A 23,554-nucleotide genomic window follows, 5' to 3' on the forward strand; every position below is an offset into this window, starting at 1 on the left:
CCCGGGACCGCGTGGCCCGGGATGGCGGGGGGTCAGGGGGTGACCGTCGGCCCCGGGGTCTGCCCGCCCGGCGCTTCCCCCGCGACGCACCAGTCGGCGCCGCTGCGGGTGACGGTGAACAGCAGCGGCCGGGTGGCCTCGCGGGCGCCGGCGGTGACGGTGATCGACGTGCTGACCTCCTGCCCGGCCGCGCCGGGTCGGACGTCGGTGATGGCCGCCTCGGTCACGGTGAAGTGGTCGGCGAAGTCGCCGTTAGGGCCGGTGGCGGCGGAGTCGAAGCCCTCTTGGGCGGGGGCGCAGAGCTGGCTGCGCCCGGCCGCGGTGTCCTTGGCGATCATCGCGTCGAGGTACGCCTGCACCCGCTCGCGGGCCTTGGTGGCCGCCTCCTCGGCGGGTGCCCGCCCGGGCTGCTCCGCCGCCTTCTCGTCGCCGCCGCCGAGCCCGCAGCCGAACAGGGTGAACGGCAGGAGCGCGAGCGCCGCGACGAGCGCCGACCTGGAGTGAGTCACAGCCATCCGTCCCTCCCCCTCGACCCGGCACGGGCAGGTGCCGATGCGCGAGTCTGACACATCGCCCCGGACCCGCCGAGCACCCGGTGCGCCACTGCGGGCGTCGTGCCGGGGCCGACGGGCGGGCCGGGCGGGGCGTGGACGGGCGGGTCGGACGGGCGGGCCGGGCGGGGCGTGGACGGGCGGGAGACGGCCCCTCGCCACCGGGGGCGTCGGCGAGGGGTCGGCGGCACGAGCGGGCGGGGAGGGACCGGTGCGTGGTCCCTCCCCGCCGTGTGGGTGTTGCGTCGGCCCTCGGCTCAGCCGAGACCGCCCTTGATGGCGCCGATCAGCTCACCGTTGCTCGTGTCACCGGAGAGCTCCCAGAAGAACGCGCCACCGAGGCCCTGGTTCTTCGCGTACGTCATCTTGCCGCCGATGGTCGACGGGGTGTCGTAGCTCCACCAGTTGCTGCCGCACTTGGCGTACGCGGTGCCGGCGACGGTGCCGGTGGCCGGGCAGGTGTTCTTGAGGACCTTGTAGTCCTCGTTGCCGGCCTCGTACGTGCCGGGGGCCGCGCCGGTGGCGGTGCCGCCCGGGGCTGCCTGGGTGACCCCGGTCCAGCCCCGGCCGTAGAAGCCGATGCCGAGCAGGAGCTTGTCGGACGGGATGCCCTTGCTCTTGAGCTTCTGGATCGCCGCGTCGCTGTAGAAGCCCGGGGTCGGGATGCCGGTGTACGAGGTGAGCGGGGAGTGCGGGGCGGTGGGACCCTGCGCCGCCCAGGTGCCGAAGTAGTCGTACGTCATCGGCATGAGCCAGTTGAGGTTCGGCACCGCGCCGGCGTAGTCGGCGGCGTCGATCTTACCGCCGGCGCTACCGTCCGCGGTGATGGCGGCGGTGACCAGCGCCGAGGAGCCGAACTTGGTCCGCAGCGCGGAGATCACGTTCTTGAAGGCGTTGGGGCCGCTGGCGTCGCAGGTGAGGCCGCAGGCGTTCGGGTACTCCCAGTCGACGTCAATGCCGTCGAAGACGTCCGCCCAGCGCGGGTCCTCGACCAGGTTGTGGCAGCTCTCGGCGAACGCGGCCGGGTTCTGCGCGGCCTGGGTGAAGCCGCCCGACCAGGTCCAGCCGCCGAAGGACCAGATGACCTTGAGGTTCGGGTACATCTTCTTCAGCTTGCGGAGCTGGTTGAAGCTGCCGCGCAGCGGCTGGTCCCAGGTGTCGGCCACGCCGTCGACGCTGTCCGCGGCGGTGTACGCCTTCTCGTAGTCGGCATAGCTGTCGCCGATGCTGCAACGGCCGCCGGTGGTGTTGCCGAAGGCGTACAGGATGTGGGTCATCTTCGCGGCGGACCCGCTGGTGTGGATGTTCTTGACGTGGTAGTTGCGGCCGTAGACGCCCCACTCGGCGAAGTACCCGACGACCTTCTTGCCCCCGGGCGGCGGGGTGGTCGGCGGCGGCGTGGTCGGCGGCGGGGTCGTGGGGGGCGCGGTGGTCGGCGGGGTGGTGGTGGGTGGCGCGGTGGTCGGCGGGGTGCCCCCGCCGCACGGTGCGCCGTTGATGGTGCAGTTCAGCGGAGCCTTGTACGCCCCGGTGCCGTTGTAGCCCCAGCTGAAGCTCGTCCCGGGGGCGAGCGGGCCGGCCCAGCTCTTCTTCACTGCGACGTAGTGGTTGCCGCTGCTGGTGACGTCGGCGTCCCACGAGCTGCTGATGGTGGTGCCGGCCGGCAGGTCGAACTCGATGCGCCAGGTGCTGATGCTGGCGGCGGAGTCGTTGGCGACGGTCACCCGGGCTTCGTGACCGGTCCCCCAGTCCTGCGCCTTGGCGAACGTGGCGGTCACACTTCCGGCGCCGAACGCCGAGGTCATCGGGACCGCTGCGACGGTCACCGCGACCACGGCGCCGGCCCAGACGGCCCGGCGGAACGATCTCTTCATGTGGCGTCTCCCCAAACAGTTAGGAAACTTTCCTAAAGGATGGTGAGACGCTACTCACGGCGTCACCACTTCGTCAAGATGCACATGCGTCGATATTTGGGAACCCCGGTCCCGGCCGGCCGTCGCGGCCGGTCGGTAGCCTCGGCGGATGACCGTCTTCGACACCCAGATCGACGCGCTGACCGGTGGCCCGGCGGACCTCGCCCGCCACCGGGGCCGGGCGCTGCTGGTGGTGAACGTGGCCTCCCGCTGCGGCCTCACCCCGCAGTACGCCGGCCTCCAGGCCCTGCACGAGACCTATGCCGACCGGGGCCTGGTGTTGCTCGGCGTGCCGTGCAACCAGTTCGCCGGCCAGGAGCCGGGCACCGCCGCCGAGATCGGCGAGTTCTGCCAGGTCAACTACGGGGTGACCTTCCCGCTCACGGAGAAGGTCGACGTCAACGGCCCGGCCCGGCACCCGCTGTACGCGGAACTGGTGACCACGCCGGACGCCGAAGGGCACACCGGCGACGTGCGGTGGAACTTCGAGAAGTTCCTGGTAGCGCCGGACGGCACGGTGGCCGCCCGGTTCGCCCCGACCGTCGCGCCGGACTCCCCCGAGCTGCGCGCCGCGATCGAGAAGGTCCTGCCGGCGTAGCCCGCCGATCCCTTCCCCGAATTGATCGAGGCCGCGCGCCCACCCGGCGGGTGGGGGCGCGGCCTCGGAGGTCACCGGCCGGGGCCGACCCGGTCAGCCCGCGGCGGAGCGGAACACCGGGTAGTAGCCGCCGGACTGGCCAGCCGCCGTCGGGTGGTACGAGACGCCGATGTTGAGGAAGTTCAGGGCGTGCATCCACTTGTCGCCGTAGCTGCACAGCTGGTGGCCGACGAAGGCCGACCGCACGTCGGCGAACTTGAAGCCGGCCGAGGTGGCGGCGGTGCGGATGGTGTCGTCCACCAGGTTGATGCCCGCGTTGAGCTTCGTCCGGGAGGTCACGGTGAGGCCGACGCAGGGCGTGCCGAGCTGGTAGAAGACCGGGTAGCCGACGACCACGACCCGGGCCGAGGGCGCCTTGGCCTTGATTCCGTTGTAGACGTTCGCCAGCTTGCCGGGCAGCTCGGTGCGAGCCTTGGTCTCGGCGGCGGTCACGGCGGCCACGCAGGCGCTCTCGCCCTGGAGCACGCAGGTCTGCATGATGGTGGAGAAGCCGACGTCGTTGCCGCCGATGGTGACGCTGACCAGCGTGGTGCTCGACGACAGGGCCGAGATCTGGTTGTTGATCACGTCCGTGGTGATCGCCCCGGAACAGGCCACCGACTTGTACGAGGCGGGCTTGATCTTGGTGTTGTACAACGCCGAGTACGCGTTTGTGCTGCGCTTACAGGAACCACTCTCGGCGGTGTAGTTGTCGGCGCCGACACCGGAGGCGTACGAGTCGCCGAGGGCGACGTAGTGGTCGCTGGCCGACGCCTGGGCGGGAACAGCCAGCGTGAGCGTGGCACCGAGGGACGCCGCAACACTCACGGCGAGGGTAATGAGGCGGGATCTCCGCACGTCGCACTCCTGGGGTGGGGGGAAGTGGTAGTGAGAGATAGGTATCACTGAATGCAGGCTCTATGGAAGATCACCGATTGCCTACAGGGGTGAATAGGGGTGGTTCGGTCCGCAACCGTCCAGAGTGGCAGAAGGCGATAACCCACCGGACCGGTCGGGAAGCGGCGGCGGGCGACCTGGTCGTGGTCACCATCCCGCTGCGGGCCTACCGCGACGTGCCCGCCGCCCCGCTCGCCGACAAGGTCGTGATCGACACGAACAACTACTACCCGGAGCGGGACGGCCACTTCCCCGAGCTGGACGACGAGTCCACCACCACCAGCGAGCTGCTCCAGCGGCACCTGCCGAAGTCAGGGGTGGTCAAGGGCTTCAACAACATCTACTCCGGGCACCTGCTCGCCCTGGCCCGCCCGACCGGCGCCGCCGACCGCAGCGCCCTGCCGATCGCCGGCGACGACGCGACTGCGAAGGCCGCCGTCACCGCGTTCCTCGACACCCTCGGGTACGACACGGTCGACGCCGGCCCGCTCACCGAGGGCTGGCGGTTCCAGCGGGACTCCACCGCGTACGCCGGCCTCTACTCGGCCGACCCGGCGGCCGCCTTCGAGGTTCCCGCCCGGGTGGACGCGGAGAAGCTGCGCGCGGCCCTCTCGCCGCCGCCCGCCGCTACGCCGACGCCTGAGAAGTGAGCAGGGCCCCTTGTGAACGCCTCGGCGGACCCAAGGGGCCCCACAGTCGCGCACCCGCCTCCACCCTCCCGATCCGGCCGTCCGAACGGAGCGGCACTCGGGCCGATCGTCGGCGATCCCGGACAGCCGCCCGCCCGGCACGTACTCGAAGATCATCTCCAGACTCACAAGCACTTCCCACAGGAGATCTCCGAGATGATCAACAAGTACGCCGGGCGCTGCGGCACGTGCAGCGCACGGGTGGAGGTCGGCGCCGGTCAGGCCGTCAACGTCGATGGTCGTTGGAACTCGTACCACCACGGGTGCGTCCCGGTCCGGGTCGCGCCGCCGGTCGGCCGTCACGCCGGGTGGCACGACCTCCCGGTGGTGGGCTTCGACCTCGAGGGCACGCTGCCCGAGCCGGCGGAGACCCGGATCATCTCCGCTGCCCTGGTCCACTCGGACGGGACGACGCAGGAGTGGCTCATCGACCCGGGTGTGCCGATCCCCGCCGACGCGACGGCCCGGCACGGCATCACCGACGAGATGGTCCGCGGCGGCGGCCAGCCCACCCGCGAGGCGCTGGCGGATCTGGGCACAGCGGTCGCCAAGCTGATCGCCGACGAAATCCCGCTGGTGGCCTTCTGCGCCCCGTACGACGTCACGGCCCTGCACACGGAACTGGCCCGGCACGGCCTGCCCGCCATCGACTGGGACCGAGCCGTCATCATCGACCCGTCGGTGCTGCACAAGGAGGTCGAGCCCCGCTGGTACGGCAGCAAGCAGTTGGGCGATCTGTGCCGGTACTACGAGGTCACGCTGGAGACCGCCCACGAGGCGGCCAGCGACGCGCGGGCGGCGGCCGACATGGCCCGGTCGATCGCGGCCCGACACGAGCGCATCGCCCGGATGCGGCCGGACCTGCTGCACCAGGCGCAGATCGGCTGGTACGCCGAGCAGTCCCGGGACCTCCAGAGCTACTTCGACCGGCAGGGCCGGAACGAGACGGTCAGCACGCAGTGGCCCCTGGAGACGAAGCCGCGCGGCTGACGGCGGACCGGCCGCGGGCAGCCGTCAACGGGTGAAGGTCTCGGGCAGCCGGCTGCGCTCGGCGGGAACCCCCGCCGCGCGCAGCCGCAACCGCGCGCCGGCCAGCATGGCCGGCGGCCCGCAGACGTACACCTCCTGCCCGGGCTCGTGGTGATCGAGGGCCACGGTCAGGGCGTCGCCCCGCTCGGCCGGCTCGGCGAGGACGTCGTGCGAGAACGCCGGCACGATCGTCAGCCAGCCGTGGGCGCACTGGAGCCTGTCCAGGCTGATCGCGTCGTACAGGTCGGCGAAGGTGCGGGCACCCACGACGAGGGTGACCCGGCGGCCGTCCGGGGCGGCGGCGACCTGCTCGACGAGGGCGCGCAGCGGCGCGAGGCCGGTACCCCCGGCGACCAGGAGCAGGTCCCGGCGGGGTCGCGGGTGGAGGGTCAGCCCGACCTCGGCGGGCGGGCCGAGCCAGAGCGGCTCGCCGGGGCGTACCTCGTGGACGAGGCTGCGGGAGACGGCGCCGGCGGCGACCGCGCGGACGTGCAGCTCGATGGTTCCGTCGGGGCGCGGGGCGTTGGCCGGGGAGTACCAGCGCCAGACGCCGGGCCGGCGGGGTGTGCAGACCGGGACAGCCTCGCCGGGCCGGTGCGGCAGGCGCTCCCCCGGTTGCACGGTCAGGATCGCGACGTTGTCGCCCGCCCGGTCGTGGTCGACGACCCGGGCCGACCACCACGCCGGCCCGGTCCCGCCCGGCGGCAGCTCGCGCAGCGCCTCGCGGCAGCGAAACAGCCAGTCGGTGGTCAGCTCCGGCGTCCACCGCTCCTTCCGAGGCGACGCGGCGAGAAGGGCGTCGGCGATCGACTCGGCGTGCTCGGGTCGCAGGCCGTACCGCCGCCGGGCCCGTCCCAGCACCGTCAGCAGGGCTGCCCGCCCCGCCGGGTCGTCGCCGCCGTCGACCAGCCGGGCGAGACTCGCGAACAGCAGCGGCCCGTCCCGCCCCTGCGGGCCACCGCCCGTCGCCGCCCGAAAGTGGCGGGCCGCCACGTCGGCGTACCGGAAGGTCGCCGCCCACGACGTGGCCTGGCCTGTCGCCGGGGGCCCGGCCTCGTCGGCGAACGCCCGGCCCGCCGCCTCGACCGCCGCCGCCGGCAGGTCGCGCGCCAGCAGCACCCCGGTCAGGTAGTCGACCACCCGCCGGTGCTGCGCCTCGGTGAGCCCGAGGCCGCGCCACGCGCCCGCCGCCGGGCGGGCGATGCCGCCGGCCGGGCCGCCGAGCGCCGTCGTGAGGGTCAGCGCCAGGTGCCCGGCGAGCCGGGTCCGATCGACCCCGACGAGGTACGGCGACAGGTCGGCGTCCGCAGCCACCAGCCGCAGCCACCGCGTCACCGCGTCGCGCACCCCTGCCGGCCCGAGCCGGCCGAACAACCCCATCCGGTACGTCACCGCTGGCCTCCGTTGGCTGAGAAGTGGAGCGGCACCGGGGCGGGCGGGGGCGGTGGAAGCGCTCGGGGTGACGCTCCCACCGGAGCCCGGCACCCGCCCCGGGCCATGCCTCCACCCTCGCCGTCGGCACGGGTCGGCCCCAGTGCGGCAACTCGGCGAAACAGCGGCACAGGTGTTGCATCCCGATCACCAGACAGGTAACTGTGTAGTGCTGCCCGATCACAGTCCGCGACGGAAGGTGCCGCGATGGCCCCCAAGCGACACCGCCTTGCCCAGCGCCGGAAAACGGTCGGTCACACCCAGGAGAGCCTCGCGGAGAAGCTCGGCGTCGACCGCACCACCGTCGTCCGCTGGGAACGCACCGAGTCGGAACCTCAACCCTGGATACGACCAAAACTCGCCGATGCCCTCAACGTGACGCTGGAACAGTTGACGAGGATGCTGGACCGGGTTGAAGACGGCAGCGGGTCGACATCGGATCGCCTCGCCGCCCTCCGGAACCGTCCTGCATCGGTTGACCTCGAAGCCGTTCGGCAGTTACGGCTCGAACTTGAGCGTTTGAACGACAGCTACGACACGGCTCCCTCAACCGCTGTGCTTCCAGAGGCCGGCCGCCTGTGCCACGAAGTGCGCTTTCTCTGCTCAAATGCCCGAGGTGAAGGAGTGCGCCGAGCCCTGAGAAGGGTGGAGGCGGGCTCTGCAACATTGATGGGCCAGCTGATCTGGGACGCGTCGCAGCGACGCGACAACGCGACAGCCGCCAGCTACTACGACCGGGCGGCCAACGCTGCTCGGCAAAGCGGGTATGCGGATGCTGAGGCCCAAGCATGGCTTCGCCTCAGCTTTGTGGCTCTTTACGGCGAGGGCGATCCGGCCGCTGGGTTGGCCCGGGCGAGTCACGCCGCCGAAATTGCCGGACGCAGTGGGAGCCATGCCATGAGGGCCTCTGCCCTGCTGCATGTAGCCGAGGCAAGCGCAATGATGGGCGAGACCATGGACTGCGAACGAAGCCTCGGTGAGGCCGAACAGCAGCTGAGTCAAGCTGATGACGCCGATCCCGCCCGTTCGCTCGTGTCAGCCGGGCAGCTACATCGGATAGCAGGCTCCTGTCATCTCTTCCTGGGGAACCCCCTGCGCGCTCAGTGTCTCCTCGCCGCTGGTCTACCGACCGCCCGCAACCGCAAGAAGTCGTACGGAATCGCACTGGCGAACCTCGGCCTCGCTCGCCTACGGCTACGGGACCTGGAAGGCGCGGTTGAGGCGTTGCATGGGGCGATCGATGTAGTGGAAGTAACCCGGGGAGGCGGAGCCGTCAACGTCCTATTCAGGGCGAATCGTGAGCTGCGAGCATGGCGGGACCGAACAGACGTACAGGAGATCATGGACCGCACGCTGGACCTGATGGTTGCCTAAGGAGGCCCGAGTGAGCCACGAAGACGCGAAGCTGGCCGTGCGCGAGATGGTCTGGTCCCGGCTCGACCAATCAGGAGTTGCTCATCCTCCCGGCGCTGCCGGACGAATTCCGAACTTCGTCGGCGCCGAAGCGGCCGCAGAACGGCTCGCCAGCCACCCCTCATGGCAGCGAGCAGGAGTCATCAAGTGCAATCCCGACAAGGCCCAACTGCCCGTAAGGTTGCTGGCTCTCGCCGAAGGCAAACGGCTCTACATGGCGGTACCGAGAATCGCTGACATCCAGCCCTTCTACCTCCTCGACCCGCGCAACCTCACGGACCGACCGGAACGCATCGTGACCAGCGAAGGCGCAGCCCGGCATGCGCCGAAGGTCGGCGTGGGCGAGATGCCACCTGTCGACCTGGTCATCTGCGGCAGCGTGGCTGTCAACCGCGATGGAGCACGAATCGGTAAGGGTGCGGGCTACTCAGACATCGAGGTGGCCCTACTCACCGAGGCAGGGCTGGTCAGCCCATCCACCATTCTCGCGACCACCGTTCATCCACTACAGATCGTGAATGGGCCGATACCCGAGGCCGCGCACGACTTCAGAGTCGACCTGATCGTCACCCCGAACGAGATAGTCGAGTGTCCACCGGCTCACCGCCCCGCCGGCCTGTACTGGGACAGCCTGGATCCGGCCAAGGTGGCCGCGATCCCAGTCCTTGCCGCTCGTGCCGCGACGCGGTCGAAGACGTGACCGACCATCCGGTCCTGTACCTGGTGGTGTGCGCCGCTCCCCCCGCGCAGCGGATCGGCGAGTTGGTCGAGCTGCTGATGCGCGACGGCTGGACGGTGTGCGTGATCGCCACGCCGACGGCCGCCACCTGGATCGACAGGGAGGCCCTGGCCGAGCGGACCGGTCACCCCGTCCGCTGGACGCCCCGGACGCCCGGAGAGCCCGCCGTGCACCCCGAGGCCGACGCCGTCCTGGTGGCACCCGCGACCTTCAACACGGTCAACAAGTGGGCGCTCGGCATCAACGACAGCGTCGCCCTCGGCATTCTCAACGAGCTACTCATGTCGGGCCTGCCGATCCTCGCCTCCCCGTACGTCAAGCAGAGCATGACGGCGCACCCCTCGTACGCCGGACACGTCCGGCTGCTCGCCGCAGCCGGCGTGGAGTTCACGGAGACAGAGGCCCTACGGCCGAGGACGACCGCCGACGACCACCCGTGGCACGTGGTGAACGAACGGCTGAGGCGTCATCTTCCGGCCGCCGACACGTGACCGCTGTCAGTTGGCCGGGGCAGGCTGAGGCGCAACGTCTGGCCGGCGGCGGGGGCGAATCCCCACGAGCGGTAGAGCGGCTCACCGTCCGCCGTCGCCCGCTGGCCTGCGAGACAGGCGGTGACCAGGGGTCGACGAAGCAACTCGTCGACCCCTGGTCACCGTGTCCGGCCCGATGACGGGACGCCTCGGTCGCGCGAGCGCGTCAGCCGGCCCGAGCCTGTGTCGAAGTCGACCTACCTCGACTCGATCGTGCTGGATCAGGGAACAAGGTCGTGCTCGATCAGGGAAAGTGTGGCCTCGTTGCGGGTAGGAGGCCACACTTTCCGGGATCGAGCACGACCTTGCGCGCCTGGCCGATCAACGGCGGTTCCCGGGAGGCCGCCCGGCCCTGGAACGCTCCGGAGCTGGTAGGTCTCCGCTGATCGTCAGGGCACCGGTCGGTTCCGGTTGGTGGCGTACGCGTTTGCCTGCCGCGGAGACGTGGCCGCGCGTCTCCCGCGCCTCGACACACGCCCTAACGGATCAGCCACACCTGGGCGGGGTTGTCGGCGGTGCAGGCGTAGATCTGGATGGGCGCGCCGTCCGCAGGTGACCCGCCCGCCACGTCGAGGCACCGGCTGCCGATCGCGGAGACGATCCGGGCCGGCACGGAGTTGGGGATCGCGGGGGTGACCTGCCACTTCTCGTTGCTGATGCTGTTGCAGGCCCACGTGTCGACGGGGGTTTTGTTGGCGTTCGGGCCGTGGGCGTCCAGGCATCCGCCGGTGCTCTGGTTCAGGAACCGGTACTGCCCGCCGCCGAGGGAGATGGGCGCCCAACGCTGGGCGGCACTCCCGTTGCACGTCATCTGCACGAGTTGCACGCCGATGTCCGTGGAGTTGGCCGGGGGCGGCTGGATGCACTTGCCGCTGCCGAAGTTCTGGATCGTGTAGAAGGTGGCCGCGCTGGCCGGTTGTGCGGGTGCCAGGGCGACCGCGGTCGAGCCCGCGGCGGCGAGCAGTAGTGCGGCGAACCCGCGTCGGTGCTTCATGTTCTTCGTCCTCCAAAGAATGCCGGCTCGGCCGCCCGGTGGTGGTGTTCCAGGTGTCGCCGTCCGCCAGCGGACAGCCGGCCGGCCCTTTAACGGTCGGGCGCGTTCGCGCCGTCTCCGTAACTCTGGGGGCCAGGGCTGAAACGGGCCTGACGCGACGCTGAAACGGCTATGGCGCGGTCAACGAACCGGCGTCCAGGTGGCTCGGCGAAGCCGGGCCGAGCAGTTGCGGCGGTCGTGGGAACCGGCGCAGCTTCACGCGGACCCGCTCGGCGTCGGAGTGACCGAGTGCGTCGAGGATGCCCAGGGCCCGCAGCCAGGACCGGCCTGCGGCGTCCAGGTCGCCTGCCGCCTGCTGGCTGTCCCCGGCATGGCTGAGCGTGTCGGCCTCGTAGTAGCGGTCACCGACGTCGCGGAACAACTCGACCGCCCGCCGGTAGCAGGCGGTGGCCTCCTGGTACTCGCCGAGGTGGTGGTGGGCGTAGCCGAGGCTGTCCCAGGTGTTGGCCTCGCCGAAGCGGTCGCCGACCTCGCGGAGCAGGCCCAACGCCCGCTGGCAGTAGCGCAGGGCCTGTCCGTGGTCGCGCAGTTGGGCGTACTGCCAGCCGACCCCGTTGAGGGCCCTGGCCTGCATCGGACGGTCGCCGACCGATTCGAACAGGTCGAGCGCGCGCAGCGCGTGGACGAGTCCCTTCCAGTGCTGTCCCTGTTGGGAGTACGCCCAGGCGATGCTGCGGTCGGCGTGCGCCTGACCGGCCGGGTCGTCGAGCTGGCCGGACAGGCTGGCCGCCCACCGGAAGTGGGCATGGGCGTCGGCGAACCGGCCCAGCTGGGCCCGGGCGCGGCCAAGGCCGCAGTGGACCCTCGCGGCGGCCCGAAGGTCCGCCAACCGATGTGCGGCGGCCAGCGCGGTCTCGTGGGTCACCACCCAGTCGTGCCAGTGTCCCTTGCGGTCCAGGAAGTCGGACAGGGTCCAGGCCAGCCGCCAGGCGTGTCCGTGCAGACCGTCCTCGGCCGCCCGGGCCACGGCGTTGAGCAGCACCGGATGCTCGATGTCGAACCAGGCCATCGCCTGCTCGGCGTCCGCCGGCGACATCGTCGTGACGCCGGGCAGGGCGGGTTCCAGGTCGATCAGCTCACGGAACGGCTGCAACAGCCGGGCACCGGCGTACGCGACGTGCAGGTAGTGGTCGAGCAGCCGGCGCACCGCCGCGCGCCGGTCGGCCTCGCTGTCGAGGTCGTGGGTCAGCTCGGTGGCATAGGCCCGCAACAGGTCGTGGAAGAGGTACCGCCCCGACGCGTGCTCGATGAGCAGGTGCGTTCGCGCCAGCGCGGCCAGCAGGACCCGCGCCTGGCGCGGCGCGATGCCGGCGAGGCTGGCCGCGGCGGGCACGGCGATGTCCGGGCCGGGATGCAGACCCAGCAGCCGGAACAACCGGCCGGCGTCCTGGCCCAACGCGCGGTAGGACCAGGAGAAGACCACCCGTACGTTGGTGGCCGGGTCCCCGCCGTCGAAGGCGTCGAGGGCACCCGCCGCATCCCGCAGCTCCTCGGCGAGCACCGCCAGCGGAAAGCCGGGGCGGGTCGCGGCCCGGGAGGTGGTGATGGCCAGCGCGAGGGGCAGCCGTGCGCAACTCGTGATGATCTGGTCCACCGCGTCCGGTTCCCCGGCCACCCGGTCGGCACCCAGTCGGCAGGCCAGCAGATCCCGGGCCTCCGCGGTCGGCAACACGTCCAGAGCGAGCGGGTGGGCGCCCTCGATGGCGACCAGCGGGGTGAGCTGGTTGCGGCTGGTCACCACGGCGAAACAGCCGGCCGAGCCGGGCAGCAGCGGACGGACCTGCTCCGCGTCACGGGCGTTGTCCAGCAGCACGAGGACCCGCTTGCCGGTCAGCAGGCTGCGGTAGAGACCAGCCTGCGCCGGCAAGTCCGCCGGGATGCGTTCCACCGGAACTCCGAGCGCGGCCAGGAACCCCCGCACAGCCTCGGCGGGGTCCAGCACTGAGCCGCCGGCGTCGAATCCGCGTAGGTTCACGTACAGCTGCCCGTCCGGGAAACGGTCGGCGACCTGGTGGGCCCAGTGCAGGGCCAGTGCCGTCTTGCCCACCCCCGCGGTTCCCGACACGGCCGAGATGACCACCGCCGCCGGACCGGTCTCGGCTGTCCCGGCGAGCAGATCGTCGAGCCGGCGGAGTTCGGCGGCACGGCCGGCGAAGGCACGCACCGGGGGCGGTAGGTGTGCGGGGATCGACGGACGCCCCGCACCGACGGCCACCTCGATCGGCGGCGGGGCCGGGTCGAGGGCCGGGTCCTGGATCAGGATGGCGCCTTCCAGCTCGCGCAGGGCCGGGCTCGGCTCGATCCCCAACTCCTCGCGGAGCATGCTACGCAGCCGCCGGTACGTCGCCAGCGCATCGGACTGCCGGCCGGTGCGGTAGAGCGCCAGCATCAGCTGTTGGTAGATGTGCTCGTCGAGCGGGTGCTCCCGGCTGAGCTGGTCCAGCTCCGGAACGAGCTGCGTGTGCTCGCCGAGGGCCAACCGGACATCCGCGAGGGCCCGTACCGCCACCAGCCGGACGTGCTCCAGGCGCTCGGCCTGCTCGTGCAGCCAGGAAAGGCCGGCGACGTCCACCAGCGACCGACCGCGCCACAGACCGAGCGCGGTCCGCAGGCACGAGCGGCCGTACGCCTGGTCGGCGGTGCGCGTACCGGCGCGGATGAGGCGCTCGGCGGCCTCGACGTCGGTGGCCTCACCCGGCACGTTCAGCTCGTAGCCGGGCGGTCGCGCCACGATCACGTTCCGTACGCCGATCGTCCGGCGCAGGTAGGACACATGGCTCTGCAAGGTGTTCGGTGCGGTCGCGGGCGCCCGGTCGCCCCAGATCACATCGACGAGACGGTCGGTGCTGACGATCTCGCCCGAGTGCAGGGCAAGCACGGCGAGCACGGCCTTTCGGCGCAGGCCGGAAACCGTTCGCGGCGTGTCGTCCACCATCGCATCGACCGGTCCGAGAAGCCTGACCTGCATTGACCCGCCCCCGCTTCGAGCAAAGACGTGCTCAGGCTAACGGCGAGGCAGCCGGCCTCAGGCGGCTCAGTCGGACACCGGACCGTCGCGGGGCGGACGGTCGTCGCCGGCGCGGTGTCCTGCGCTCACACGGGGCGGCGGCCGGCGAAGCCGCACTCGACGCGGTGGTACCACCGCACGTCGGAGTCGCCCTCCAGCCAGCACCACAGGACCGGGCGGCCGGCCCGCTCGCCGGGGAAGTCCAGCAGCACCGGGGCGATGCCCTTGACCTGGATGTCGTGCTCGTGCAGCTCGTCCACGATCCCGTGCAGCCGGGCCTCCAGGCCCTTGACCTCGGCCAGGCCGCCGAGCGGGCTCAGCCCACCGTCAGCGAGGTCGGCCCGCAGCTCGGCCAGGTCGGCCCGGAGCCGGATCAGCTCGTCGACACGTGGGTGCAGGGTGGCCACCAGGTACCGCGCCTGGGCGAGTGTGAACACCGCGACAGTATGGGGCACGCGGGTGCCCGACGTGCCCCGCCGGCCGCTGACGGAACCGGGCGGTCTACTCGGACTGGGCGGCCAGTTCCCGGGCCCGGTCGCGGGCCGCCTCCAGCGCGGCGAGCATGGCCGCGCGGACGCCGTGGTTCTCCAGCTCCCGGATGGCGGAGATCGTGGTGCCGGCGGGCGAGGTGACCGCCTCGCGCAGCTTGACCGGGTGCTCGCCGGAGTCGCGCAGCATCACCGCCGAGCCGATCGCGGTCTGCACGATCAGCTCGTGGGCGACCTGCCGGGGCAGGCCGAGCAGGATGCCGGCGTCGATCATCGCCTCGACCAGCAGGTAGAAGTACGCCGGCCCGGAGCCGGACAGGGCGGTCACGGCGTCCTGCTGGGACTCGGGGACCCGGACGGTCGCGCCCAGCGGCTTGAACATCTCCTCGGCCAGGGCCAGGTGCTCGCCGGTGGCGTGCGCGCCGGCCGAGATCGCGCTCATCGCCTCGTCGACCAGGGCGGGGGTGTTGGTCATGACCCGGACCACCGGGGTGCCCTCGGGCAGCCGCCGGTTGAAGAAGGCGGTGGGCAGGCCGGCGCAGAGCGAGATGACCAGCTTGTCGGCCGGCACCTTCAGCCCGATCTCGTCGAGCAGGGCGGCGGCGTCCTGCGGCTTCACGGAGATGGCCAGCACCGCCGCCTCGTCCACCGCGGTCAGGTTGTCGACCACCCGGACGCCGTAGCGGGCGGTCAGCTCCTCGGCCCGGCTCGGCCGCCGGGCCGTGGCGAGCAGTCGCTCCACCGGCCACCCGGACCGCAGCAGCCCGGAGAGCATCAGCTCGCCGATCTTGCCGGCCCCGATCACCGCCACGGTGTGTGTCCCCGCCGCCATGGCCGTACCCCCTCAGTCGCCCGCCTCGCGTCGCTCCAGGGTGTCGCCGTCGCCCGGTCGGACGCCCGACCCGGGCCGCGGCCGGCGCGACGGCCGCCGCGGACGCCCTGGACCGGCCGCGGCGGGAGCCCGGCGGCGCGTACGGCGCCCCCCACGTGGGGGAATGCCGCACGCGCCGCGTGGGCGTCAGCTGCCGAAGAAGACCTCGGCCTCTCCGTACCGCTCCAGCGGCACGGTCTTCAGCTCACGGGTGGCGTCGGCCAGCGGCACCCGGACGATGTCCGTGCTCTGCATCGCGACCATCTTGCCCCAGTCGCCCTCGTGCACCGCGTCGATGGCCTGGAGGCCGAGCCGGGTGGCGAGCACCCGGTCGAACGCGGTCGGGGTGCCACCGCGCTGGATGTGGCCCAGCACGACGGTCCGCGCCTCCTTGCCGGTCTTGGCCTCCAACTGCTCGGCGAGCCACTGGCCGATGCCGCCGAGGCGGACGTGGCCGAACGAGTCGAGCTGCTGGTTGTGCAGCACCATCTGGCCGTCCAGCGGCTGGGCGCCCTCGGCGACCACGACGATCGGGGCGTACTGGTGCTGGAAGCGCTTCTCGACGTACCCGGCGACCTGCTCGACGTCGAACTGCCGCTCCGGCAGCAGGATGACGTTGGCGCCACCGGCCAGGCCGGCGTGCAGGGCGATCCAGCCGGCGTGCCGACCCATCACCTCGACGACCAGGGTGCGGTGGTGGCTCTCGGCGGTGGTGTGCAGCCGGTCGATCGCCTCCATCGCGATGTTGACGGCGGTGTCGAAGCCGAAGGTGTAGTCGGTGGCACCGAGGTCGTTGTCGATCGTCTTCGGCACGCCGACCACATTGACGCCCAGCTCGTACAGCTTGGTGGCGACACCGAGGGTGTCCTCGCCACCGATCGCGATCAGCGCGTCCACGCCCTGCGCGGCAAGGTTGTCCTTGATCCGCTCGACGCCGTTCTCAATCTTGAACGGGTTGGTGCGGGACGAGCCGAGGATCGTGCCGCCGCGCGGCAGGATGCCCCGTACCTCGGCGATGCCCAGGGGCTTGGACAGGCCCTCCAGCGGCCCCTTCCAGCCGTCCTGGAAGCCCACGAACTCGTGACCGTAGTTGGCGACGCCCTTGCGGACCACCGCCCGGATTACCGCGTTGAGACCTGGGCAGTCGCCGCCGCCGGTGAGCACGCCGATACGCATGATCTGCATCATCCTCCTGGAGCATCAGGTGAAGCCCGATTTGCCCCAGGATATGTGTCAGACCAGACCATCGGCGCCATTGCCGGCCCGGGGCGGGCCGTCAGTGCGACTGTAGCCGCCGTATCCGCACCGCGACCGCGCGCCCCAGGCAGCCCCGCCTGCCGCTCAGAAGGTCACCTCCCGGTTCTGCCCTGCCCTCGGCTGCTTCCCGATGACCGCCGCCCGGGCGAAGCCGAGCAGGTTGACCACGGTGCCGCTCGGCGAGCCCCAGTACTCCGCGGAGCTGGCGTGCACCTTGATCAGCGTCAGGCCGGGGGTGTCCGGGCCGTCCGGAAACCAGGTCTTCAGCAACGGGTTCCACAGCTGCTCGGCGCGGGCCCGGTCGTACCCCTCCTGCGCGGTGCCGGACAGCGACACCCAGGCGTTGTTCCGCTGGTCGGAGAAGCCCACGTTGACCTCCGGATTCACCCGGAGCTGGCGGACCTTCGCCGAGTCGGCGTGGGCGAAGAACCACAGGTCGCCGTCGAACTCCGCCGCCTGGAGCCCCATCGGCCGGCTGACCAGCCGCCCGTCCAGGCCGATGGTGGTCAGCATGCAGATCCGCGCCTCGCGGACCAGCTCGGTGACCCGGCGCCGGGCGTCGGCGACACTTGTCGGCTCGCTGCTCATGGCGGTACCCCCTCGATCGACCGGATGTCGAGGCGGTGCCCGGGACGGACCCGACCAAACCTGAAGGAGCCGACGAAGGTCAGCGGGCGGTCATCGCGTGCCAGCGGGCGAGGTTGTGCCGGGCGTCGACCAGCGCGTCGTGCCGGGCGGCGTCGGCGTTCGGCAGCGGCGGCCGCCCCCGGTCGTCCCAGAGCTGCCGCAGGTCCTTGGTGAACCGGGGGATCTCCCGGGGCAGCGCCGGCATCGCCCCCCAGAGCTGGGCCAGCACCACGTGGTCGTACGCGGCGTACCAGGCCCACAGCTCCAGTTGCTCGCCAGGCCGGTCCCGGACCGGCTCGACCAGGAACTCGTAGAGGTCGTCGCGGATCCGCTCCCGCGACCGCCAGGCCCGGTCGGCCGGCGAGGGGAGCTTGTCCAGCACGTTGCGGCGCACCCAGGGCACGGCCCGGGAGTCATCGAACTCGGTGGAGACGGCGTAGAAATCGCGCCCGTTCTCGTCGACGACGCCGATCGACACCAGGTCGACGGTGCGCCCGTCCTCGATGAACTCGCAGTCGTAGAAATAGCGGTAGACCATCGGGCCAATCCTGGCCCACCCGCGTCACCCGCCGTCGGCCGGGGCCCGCCCCGCCGCCCTTCGCCGCAGCTCGGGAGTGTCACGGAAGTGTTTCCAGGGGTGTACAGCAAGCGACTGGGCCGTCATGATCTGATGTGTACCGCTACCGGACGCCGAACCGGTTCAGAACCTCGTACCGGGGCTGTCAGGTTCACCCGGCTGCGAGTTGTGGTCCTTGACCGGGGAGGGGTTGGGCCGTGGAGATGCGCCTGCCGGAGCCGGGTGACGCCCTCACCGGCGTCGACATGTTCGCCGGCCTCGAGCCGGAGGTGCGCCAGCGGGTGATCGCGGCGGCGGTGCCGCGGACGTACCGCAAGGGCCAGCTGCTCTTCGTCGAGAACGACCCGGGCGAGTCGCTGATCGTGCTGCGCCGGGGCGCGGTGGCCGTGTTCCGCACCGCGCCGACCGGTGAACGGGCCGTGCTGTCGGTGATCCGACCCCCGGACGTGCTCGGCGAGGTCTCCCTGCTCGACGCGTCCACCCGCTCGGCGTCGGCCGAGGCGATCGAGGACTCCGCGGCGCTCGCGCTGTCCCGCCCCGCCTTCATGGAGCTGGTGCACTCCAACCCGCGCATCCTCGACGCGGTGATGCGCTCACTCGGCGGGCTCATCCGCCGGTTGACCGAGCAGAACGCCGACCACGTCTTCCTGGACCTGCCCGGTCGGGTCGCCAAGACGCTGGTCCGGCTGGCGGGCGAGAGCCAGGCCCCGATGATCACGATCGAGCTCAACCAGAGCCAGCTCGCGGAGATGGCCGGCGGCTCCCGGCAGAGCGTCAACCAGGCGATCGGCTCGTTCGCCAGCCGTGGCTGGCTGCGTACCGAGGGCCGGCGGATCGTGGTCACCGATGTGGGGGCACTGCGCCGCCGGGCCGGCATGAACGACCGCTGAGCCACTCCGGTCGAGCCCAGCGGACCCGCTGACGACGAAAAGGGCCGGCGGGCGAGGCCCGCCGGCCCTTTTCAACGGTTATTGACGTGTCCCGTTATTCAGTTGCCCGGCTCGTCCGCGGGCGGCGCGCCCGGGCCAGGACCGATCTTTGTCGGATCGGTCGGCTTGGGCGTCGGCGGGGGCGTCGACGTGGTGTTCGTGCTGTTCTCGGGGCCAGTGCCCTGGCCGTCCGGTGCTTCTACCATGCCTTGCTCCTCCAGTGAGGCGAGAGTGACGGCGTCGACCTCTACCGTGTCGCCCGGGGCCCACACGGTCCCGCGCGAATCCGTCCACGGGGCGGACAGTCGTACGTGCACGGCACTCTCCTGACGGTGTATCTCCTGAGTGGAAGCTTAGTGTGGCCCGATCAGCCGCACAGTCCGCCCACATATCGGGTAGCCGACTCGGCGGCGGGAGCGTGATACTGGGGCCACCTCGCGCTATGGAGCCGACCATCGACCTCAAGTGTGGACACTGCTCACGCGGAGCCGGTCCCGACGACCGCTTCTGCGGCGGGTGCGGGCAGGCATTGAGCCGGAGCTGCGCCCACTGCGGGCACCCCAACGGCGCCGAGGCCAACTTCTGCACCAGCTGCGGCCAGCCGCTGCACGACCGGCCGGTGGCGGCGCAGGAGGACCGCCGCCAGGTCAGCGTCCTGTTCATCGACATCGTCGACTTCACGACGTACGCCGAACGGGCCGACCCGGAACAGGCCCGCAGCCTTCAGCAGGGCTACTTCGCCACGGTGCGCCGGCTGGTGCACCAGTACGGCGGGGTGGTCGAGAAGTACATCGGCGACGCGGTGATGGCGCTGTTCGGGGCGCCGGTGGCCACCGACAACGACGCACTGCGCTGCGTACGCGCGGGGCTGGAGCTGCAACGGAACCTGGCCCGCCAGCCCGCCGGCCCGCACCCGCCGCTCGGGTTCCGGGTCGGCATCGCCACCGGCGAGGCGCTGGTCGACCTCTCCGCCGCCCGCGACGGCGGGCAGGGCTTCGTCACCGGGGACGTGGTGAACACGGCCTCCCGGTTGCAGTCCCTCGCCCCCTCCGGCGGGGTGGTGGTGGACGAGAGCACCTGGACGGCCACCCGGCACGACATGGAGTACGCCGTCCAGCCCTCGGTGACGCTGCGGGGCCGCTCGGCGGTCAGCCGGATCTGGCTGGCCGTCCGCGCGCTGCCCCAGCGGGACCTGAGCACCGCCGAGCTGAGCCCGATGGTCAACCGGGAACACGAGCGCGGCCTGCTGGTCAACGCCCTACACCGGACGATCACCGAGCGCACCTCGCAGCTGGTCACCGTCTTCGGCCCGGCCGGGGTGGGCAAGAGCCGCCTGCTGCGCGAGCTGGCCCGACACGCCGCCAGCCGGCCCGGGCCGCCGGTCACCTGGCTGGTCGGGCACTGCCCGCCGTTCGGCGAGAACGTCGCGTACGCGGCTCTCGCCGACATCGTCAAGGGGTGGGTCGGCGTGTCGGACGTCGACGATCCGGCGGCCCTCGACGACCTGCTGCGGCGCCGCCTGGGCGGGCTGGCCGACCGGCACGGCGTCCGGCTGGCCGGTCAGCTCGGCCCGCTGATCGGCCTGCCCGGCGAACGGCTCACCCCGGGCGAGACCGAGGCGTCCTGGCGGCGGTTCCTGCTCACCCTGGCCGCCGCCGGCCCCACGGTGCTGGTCTTCGAGGACATGCACTGGGCCGACCAGTCCATGCTCGCCTTCGTCGAGCAGCTCGGCGCGGCGGCACGCGGCGTGCCGCTGCTGGTGTTGGCCACCGCCCGCCCGGAGCTGCGGGAGCGCCACCCGGCCTGGACCGGGACGATCAGCGGGGCGATGTCGATCTCGGTGCCGCCGATGCACGACGCGGACATCGACACCCTCTACTCGCTGCTGCTCGGGCAGGCCACGCTGTCGCCGGAGTCCCGGGGGCCACTGATCGAGTTCGCCGACGGCAACCCGCTCTACGCCCAGGAGTACGCCCGGATGCTGCTCGACGGCGGGCTGCTCGCCACGACCCGGCCGGACGTCCGGCTCGACCCGGCCGGCTCCCCGGGGATGCCGCGCACCGTGCAGGCGGTCATCGCCAACCGGCTCGACCTGCTCGACCCGTCCGACCGGGCCGTGCTCCAGGCCGCCGCGGTGGTCGGCGTGCAGTTCTGGCCGGGGCCGGTGGCCACCGCACTGAGCCGACCGGTGGAGTGGGTCGAGCGGGCGCTGGACCGGCTGCAACGCCGCGACCTGGTGTACGAGCAGCCCACCTCGACGATGCCCGGCCAGCCCGAGTACCGCTTCCGGCACATCCTGGTCCGGGACGTCTGCTACCAGCGGCTTCCCCGGGCCGAGCGGGTGCTGCGCCACCAGCACACCGCCGACTGGCTGGAGCAGGTCACCGACGGCCGGCAGCACGACCTCGTCGAGGTGCTGGCCAACCACCGCTGGACGGCGCACGAGATCGCCCGCACCGTCGGCCTGGACACCGCCCCGTACGCCCCGGCGGCGCGGGCCGCCCTGCACCGCGCGGCTCGGCGGGCGAACGAGCTGCACGCGCTGGACAACGCCGCGACCCTGGTCGGGCGGGCGCTGGCCCTGGCCGGCGGGCCCGACCCGACGCTGGAGCTGTTCGACGCCGAGCTGGCGTTCTACCGCGACGGCGACGCGTTCCTGGTGGCCGGGGGCACCGGCAAACTGACCGGGCTGGCCGACCGGCTGGCCGAGGCCGGCGAGCGGACGGGGGCGGCCCGGGCCTGGACGCTGCTCGCCACGGCGGCGTGGAGCCGCGCCGACCGCTCGGAGACGCTGCGCTGCCTGGACCGGGCGCTGGGCATCTACGTCGACCTGCCGGACACCGAGGAGAAGGCGGGCGCCCTGCTGGAACTGGCCCGCGTGCACATGCTCAACGCGGAGACCGACCCGGCCTGCGCGGCGGCCCGGACCGCCGCCGGGCTCGCCGAGCGCCTGCAACTGCGCGAGGTGAGCGCGAACGCCCAGATCACCCTCGCCGTGGCCCGCTACATGTCCGGCGTCGGCGAGGCGTACGCCGAGCTGGCCGAGATCACCGAGCACTGCCGGGTGGAGCGGCTGACCAGCCGTCGCCGGGCGGTGCACAACCTGGCCTGGGTGTTGCAGGAGGAGGGCGACCTGGCCGGGTCGGCCCGGCTGGTGGACGAGCAACGCTCGCTGGACCTCGGCGGCGAGCACAGCCTGGCGACGAGCTTCGAGGACCAGTGGGCCCGGTCGTACTACGCCGGGGACTGGGGTTCGGCGGCGGCGCTGGTGGCCGAGTCGACCCGGCGGCCCACCGCCGAGTGGGACCTGCACATCGTCGCGGTCTCCGGCTGGCTGCGGGCGCTGCGGGACCACTCGGAGCGGGCCGGGGCTGCCGCCACCGGGCCGGGTGCCGCCACCGGCCCGGACGGGGGCGGGGCGGGTGGGGGCGCGGCCGTCGGGGGCGGGGGCGCGGCCGAGGAGGGCGGCGAGGGCGATCAGGTGCAGCGGGCGGTGCTGGCCGCCCGACGCTCGGGCTTCCACCGGGTGCTCCGCTCGACGCTGGCCCACGCCGCGCTCTGCCGGGCGGTGCAGGGACGCGATGCCGAGGCGCTGCGGCTGCTCGCCGAGCTGGACGACGACTGGCGGCGGAGCCGGATGATCCCGTTCGCCGAGTGGGTTCCCGCGATCGGGCACGTCGCGGTGGTGCTCGGCGGGGACGCCGCCCGACAGGTCCGGGAGCTGCTGGCCCGCTCGCCACGGACGACCCCGTGGGCCCTGGCCGCCGGCCAGGAGGCGGAGGCCGCGCTCGCCCGGGCGGCCGGGGACACCCTCGCCGCCGCAGGGCTGTTCCGGTCGGCGGCCGAACAGTACCGCCGGATGGGCGACGTCACCGACCACGCGCTCGCCCTCGCGCTCGCGCTGCCCACCCTGCGCGAGGTGGACCCGCCGGACGCGGCCGAGGTGCTGGCCGAGGTGCGGGAGTTCGCCGCCCGCAACCTGGCGCCGGGCCTGCTCCGACTCGCGGGCGTCGCCCCGGAGGGGTAGCCCTCCCGCCGCCGCCAGGCACTCGCCCGGCACTCGCCGTCAGGCGGCGACCGCCTCCTGTGGGGACGTCTCGGCGGGCGGCCGGGACTTGACCTTCTGCGCGTAGACGTCGACGTACTCGCGCCCGGAGAGCTCCATCAGCTCGTACATGATCTCGTCGGTGACCGCGCGCTCGACGAACCGGTCGCCGGCCCGCCCGGCGTACCGGGAGAAGTCCAGGGGGGCGCCGAAGCGGATCCGCACCCGCTCGACCTTCGGGATCAGCTTGCCGGGCGGTTGGATCTCGTCGAGGTTGAGCATCGCCACGGGGACGACCGGGGCACCGCTCTCCAGCGCCAGCCGGGCCACCCCGGTCTTGCCCCGGTAGAGCCGGCCGTCGGGCGATCGGGTGCCCTCGGGGTAGATGCCGGCGATGCCGCCCGCGAGCAGGACGCGTAGTTGGGTGTCCAGCGCGGCCTGCCCGGCCTGGCCGCCGGAGCGGTCCACCGGGATGGTGCCGGAGCCGACGAAGAACATCTTCGTCAGCCAGCCCTTGAGCCCCTTACCGGTGAAGTACTCCGCTTTGGCGATGAATGTGACTTTTCGCTTGACGACCAGCGGCGTGAAGATCGAATCGGAGAAGGACAGGTGGTTGCTCGCGAGGATGACCGGCCCGGCGTCGGGCACGTGGGGCAGGCCCTCGACCCGAGGGCGGAAGATCAGCCTCAGCAAGGGGCCGAGGATGACGTACTTCATCAGCCAGTACAGCACCAATGTCCTTCCCGAGAGGTGGCCGCGACGCCATCGCGGCCGGCGGGCCGGGCGCCGGGAAAGCGCCCGGGCGGGCCCGCAGGGGCGCCGTCGGCGAGCGGGACCGTCGGCCATGAGCCTACGAACCAGGAGCGGCAC

Annotated in this window: 20 protein-coding genes; 8 read left to right on the forward strand and 12 right to left on the reverse strand. The window is 72.2% G+C overall.

Annotated elements, in window-relative coordinates:
* Positions 1-32: 32 nt before the first annotated feature.
* Positions 33-515 (reverse strand): hypothetical protein, encoded by a 483-nt coding sequence (locus OG617_RS04945; protein ID WP_405099066.1) that lies wholly within the window; start codon positions 513-515, stop codon positions 33-35.
* Positions 516-808: 293 nt separating this feature from the next.
* Positions 809-2,425, reverse strand: a complete 1,617-nt coding sequence (locus OG617_RS04950) for a glycosyl hydrolase family 18 protein (protein WP_405099068.1) — start codon at positions 2,423-2,425, stop codon at positions 809-811.
* Positions 2,426-2,573: 148 nt separating this feature from the next.
* Between OG617_RS04950 and OG617_RS04955 the strand changes: the two genes are divergently transcribed.
* A complete protein-coding gene (locus tag OG617_RS04955; protein WP_405099070.1) occupies positions 2,574-3,062 on the forward strand; it encodes a glutathione peroxidase in 489 nt (162 codons plus the stop codon).
* A 93-nt stretch (positions 3,063-3,155) separates the two neighbouring features.
* On the opposite strand, the gene OG617_RS04960 is transcribed toward OG617_RS04955, so the two are convergent.
* Positions 3,156-3,959, reverse strand: coding sequence for an SGNH/GDSL hydrolase family protein (locus OG617_RS04960; protein ID WP_405099072.1), 804 nt, complete (start codon positions 3,957-3,959; stop codon positions 3,156-3,158).
* An 89-nt stretch (positions 3,960-4,048) separates the two neighbouring features.
* Between OG617_RS04960 and OG617_RS04965 the strand changes: the two genes are divergently transcribed.
* A complete protein-coding gene (locus OG617_RS04965) occupies positions 4,049-4,648 on the forward strand; it encodes an NADPH-dependent F420 reductase (protein ID WP_405099074.1) in 600 nt (199 codons plus the stop codon).
* Between the two features lie 195 nt (positions 4,649-4,843).
* Positions 4,844-5,677 carry an exonuclease domain-containing protein gene (locus OG617_RS04970; RefSeq protein WP_405099076.1) on the forward strand — a complete coding sequence of 278 codons (834 nt, stop codon included), beginning with the start codon at positions 4,844-4,846 and terminating at the stop codon, positions 5,675-5,677.
* A 24-nt stretch (positions 5,678-5,701) separates the two neighbouring features.
* Here the strand turns inward: OG617_RS04970 and OG617_RS04975 are convergent, their stop codons facing one another.
* A complete protein-coding gene (locus tag OG617_RS04975) occupies positions 5,702-7,108 on the reverse strand; it encodes an FAD-binding oxidoreductase (RefSeq protein WP_405099078.1) in 1,407 nt (468 codons plus the stop codon).
* A 246-nt stretch (positions 7,109-7,354) separates the two neighbouring features.
* Between OG617_RS04975 and OG617_RS04980 the strand changes: the two genes are divergently transcribed.
* Genes OG617_RS04980 through OG617_RS04990 form a run of 3 tightly spaced genes read left to right on the forward strand, consistent with a single transcriptional unit; the run spans position 7,355 to position 9,790 of the window.
* A complete protein-coding gene (locus tag OG617_RS04980; protein WP_405099080.1) occupies positions 7,355-8,521 on the forward strand; it encodes a helix-turn-helix transcriptional regulator in 1,167 nt (388 codons plus the stop codon).
* Positions 8,522-8,567: 46 nt separating this feature from the next.
* Positions 8,568-9,260 carry a 5-formyltetrahydrofolate cyclo-ligase gene (locus OG617_RS04985; protein ID WP_405104111.1) on the forward strand — a complete coding sequence of 231 codons (693 nt, stop codon included), beginning with the start codon at positions 8,568-8,570 and terminating at the stop codon, positions 9,258-9,260.
* Positions 9,257-9,790: a flavoprotein gene (locus OG617_RS04990; RefSeq protein ID WP_405099082.1), complete on the forward strand. Its 534-nt coding sequence runs from the start codon at positions 9,257-9,259 to the stop codon at positions 9,788-9,790. The genes OG617_RS04985 and OG617_RS04990 overlap by 4 nt, the downstream gene beginning before the upstream one ends.
* A gap of 517 nt (positions 9,791-10,307) precedes the next feature.
* Here OG617_RS04990 and OG617_RS04995 read toward each other — a convergent pair.
* From OG617_RS04995 to OG617_RS05025, 7 genes are all read right to left on the reverse strand, one after another.
* The gene (locus tag OG617_RS04995) at positions 10,308-10,823 is read right to left on the reverse strand and encodes an RICIN domain-containing protein (protein WP_405099084.1); all 516 of its coding nucleotides are present in this window, start codon (positions 10,821-10,823) and stop codon (positions 10,308-10,310) included.
* 169 nt (positions 10,824-10,992) lie between these two features.
* Complete coding sequence (locus tag OG617_RS05000; protein WP_405099086.1) at positions 10,993-13,851, reverse strand: BTAD domain-containing putative transcriptional regulator; 2,859 nt, start codon at positions 13,849-13,851, stop codon at positions 10,993-10,995.
* Positions 13,852-13,976: 125 nt separating this feature from the next.
* A complete protein-coding gene (locus tag OG617_RS05005) occupies positions 13,977-14,327 on the reverse strand; it encodes a DUF2203 domain-containing protein (RefSeq protein WP_405099088.1) in 351 nt (116 codons plus the stop codon).
* 64 nt (positions 14,328-14,391) lie between these two features.
* On the reverse strand, positions 14,392-15,210 hold the full coding sequence (gene proC / locus OG617_RS05010; protein WP_405099090.1) for a pyrroline-5-carboxylate reductase: 819 nt from the start codon (positions 15,208-15,210) through the stop codon (positions 14,392-14,394).
* A gap of 186 nt (positions 15,211-15,396) precedes the next feature.
* Complete coding sequence (locus OG617_RS05015; RefSeq protein WP_405104112.1) at positions 15,397-16,425, reverse strand: 6-phosphofructokinase; 1,029 nt, start codon at positions 16,423-16,425, stop codon at positions 15,397-15,399.
* 165 nt (positions 16,426-16,590) lie between these two features.
* Positions 16,591-17,094: a pyridoxamine 5'-phosphate oxidase family protein gene (locus OG617_RS05020; RefSeq protein WP_405099092.1), complete on the reverse strand. Its 504-nt coding sequence runs from the start codon at positions 17,092-17,094 to the stop codon at positions 16,591-16,593.
* A 79-nt stretch (positions 17,095-17,173) separates the two neighbouring features.
* Positions 17,174-17,671 (reverse strand): polyadenylate-specific 3'-exoribonuclease AS, encoded by a 498-nt coding sequence (locus OG617_RS05025; RefSeq protein ID WP_405099094.1) that lies wholly within the window; start codon positions 17,669-17,671, stop codon positions 17,174-17,176.
* 236 nt (positions 17,672-17,907) lie between these two features.
* Between OG617_RS05025 and OG617_RS05030 the strand changes: the two genes are divergently transcribed.
* Together OG617_RS05030 and OG617_RS05035 are read left to right on the forward strand one after the other, a co-directional pair.
* Entirely contained in the window at positions 17,908-18,600 is a 693-nt protein-coding gene (locus OG617_RS05030) for a Crp/Fnr family transcriptional regulator (RefSeq protein WP_161690328.1), read from the forward strand.
* A 481-nt stretch (positions 18,601-19,081) separates the two neighbouring features.
* Positions 19,082-22,666, forward strand: coding sequence for an ATP-binding protein (locus OG617_RS05035; RefSeq protein WP_405099097.1), 3,585 nt, complete (start codon positions 19,082-19,084; stop codon positions 22,664-22,666).
* Between the two features lie 39 nt (positions 22,667-22,705).
* Here the strand turns inward: OG617_RS05035 and OG617_RS05040 are convergent, their stop codons facing one another.
* The gene (locus OG617_RS05040) at positions 22,706-23,416 is read right to left on the reverse strand and encodes a lysophospholipid acyltransferase family protein (protein WP_405099099.1); all 711 of its coding nucleotides are present in this window, start codon (positions 23,414-23,416) and stop codon (positions 22,706-22,708) included.
* Positions 23,417-23,554: the final 138 nt, after the last annotated feature.

The sequence above is a fragment of the Micromonospora sp. NBC_01412 genome (genome assembly GCF_045040215.1).
GTDB classification, from domain to species: Bacteria; Actinomycetota; Actinomycetes; order Mycobacteriales; family Micromonosporaceae; genus Micromonospora; species Micromonospora rubida.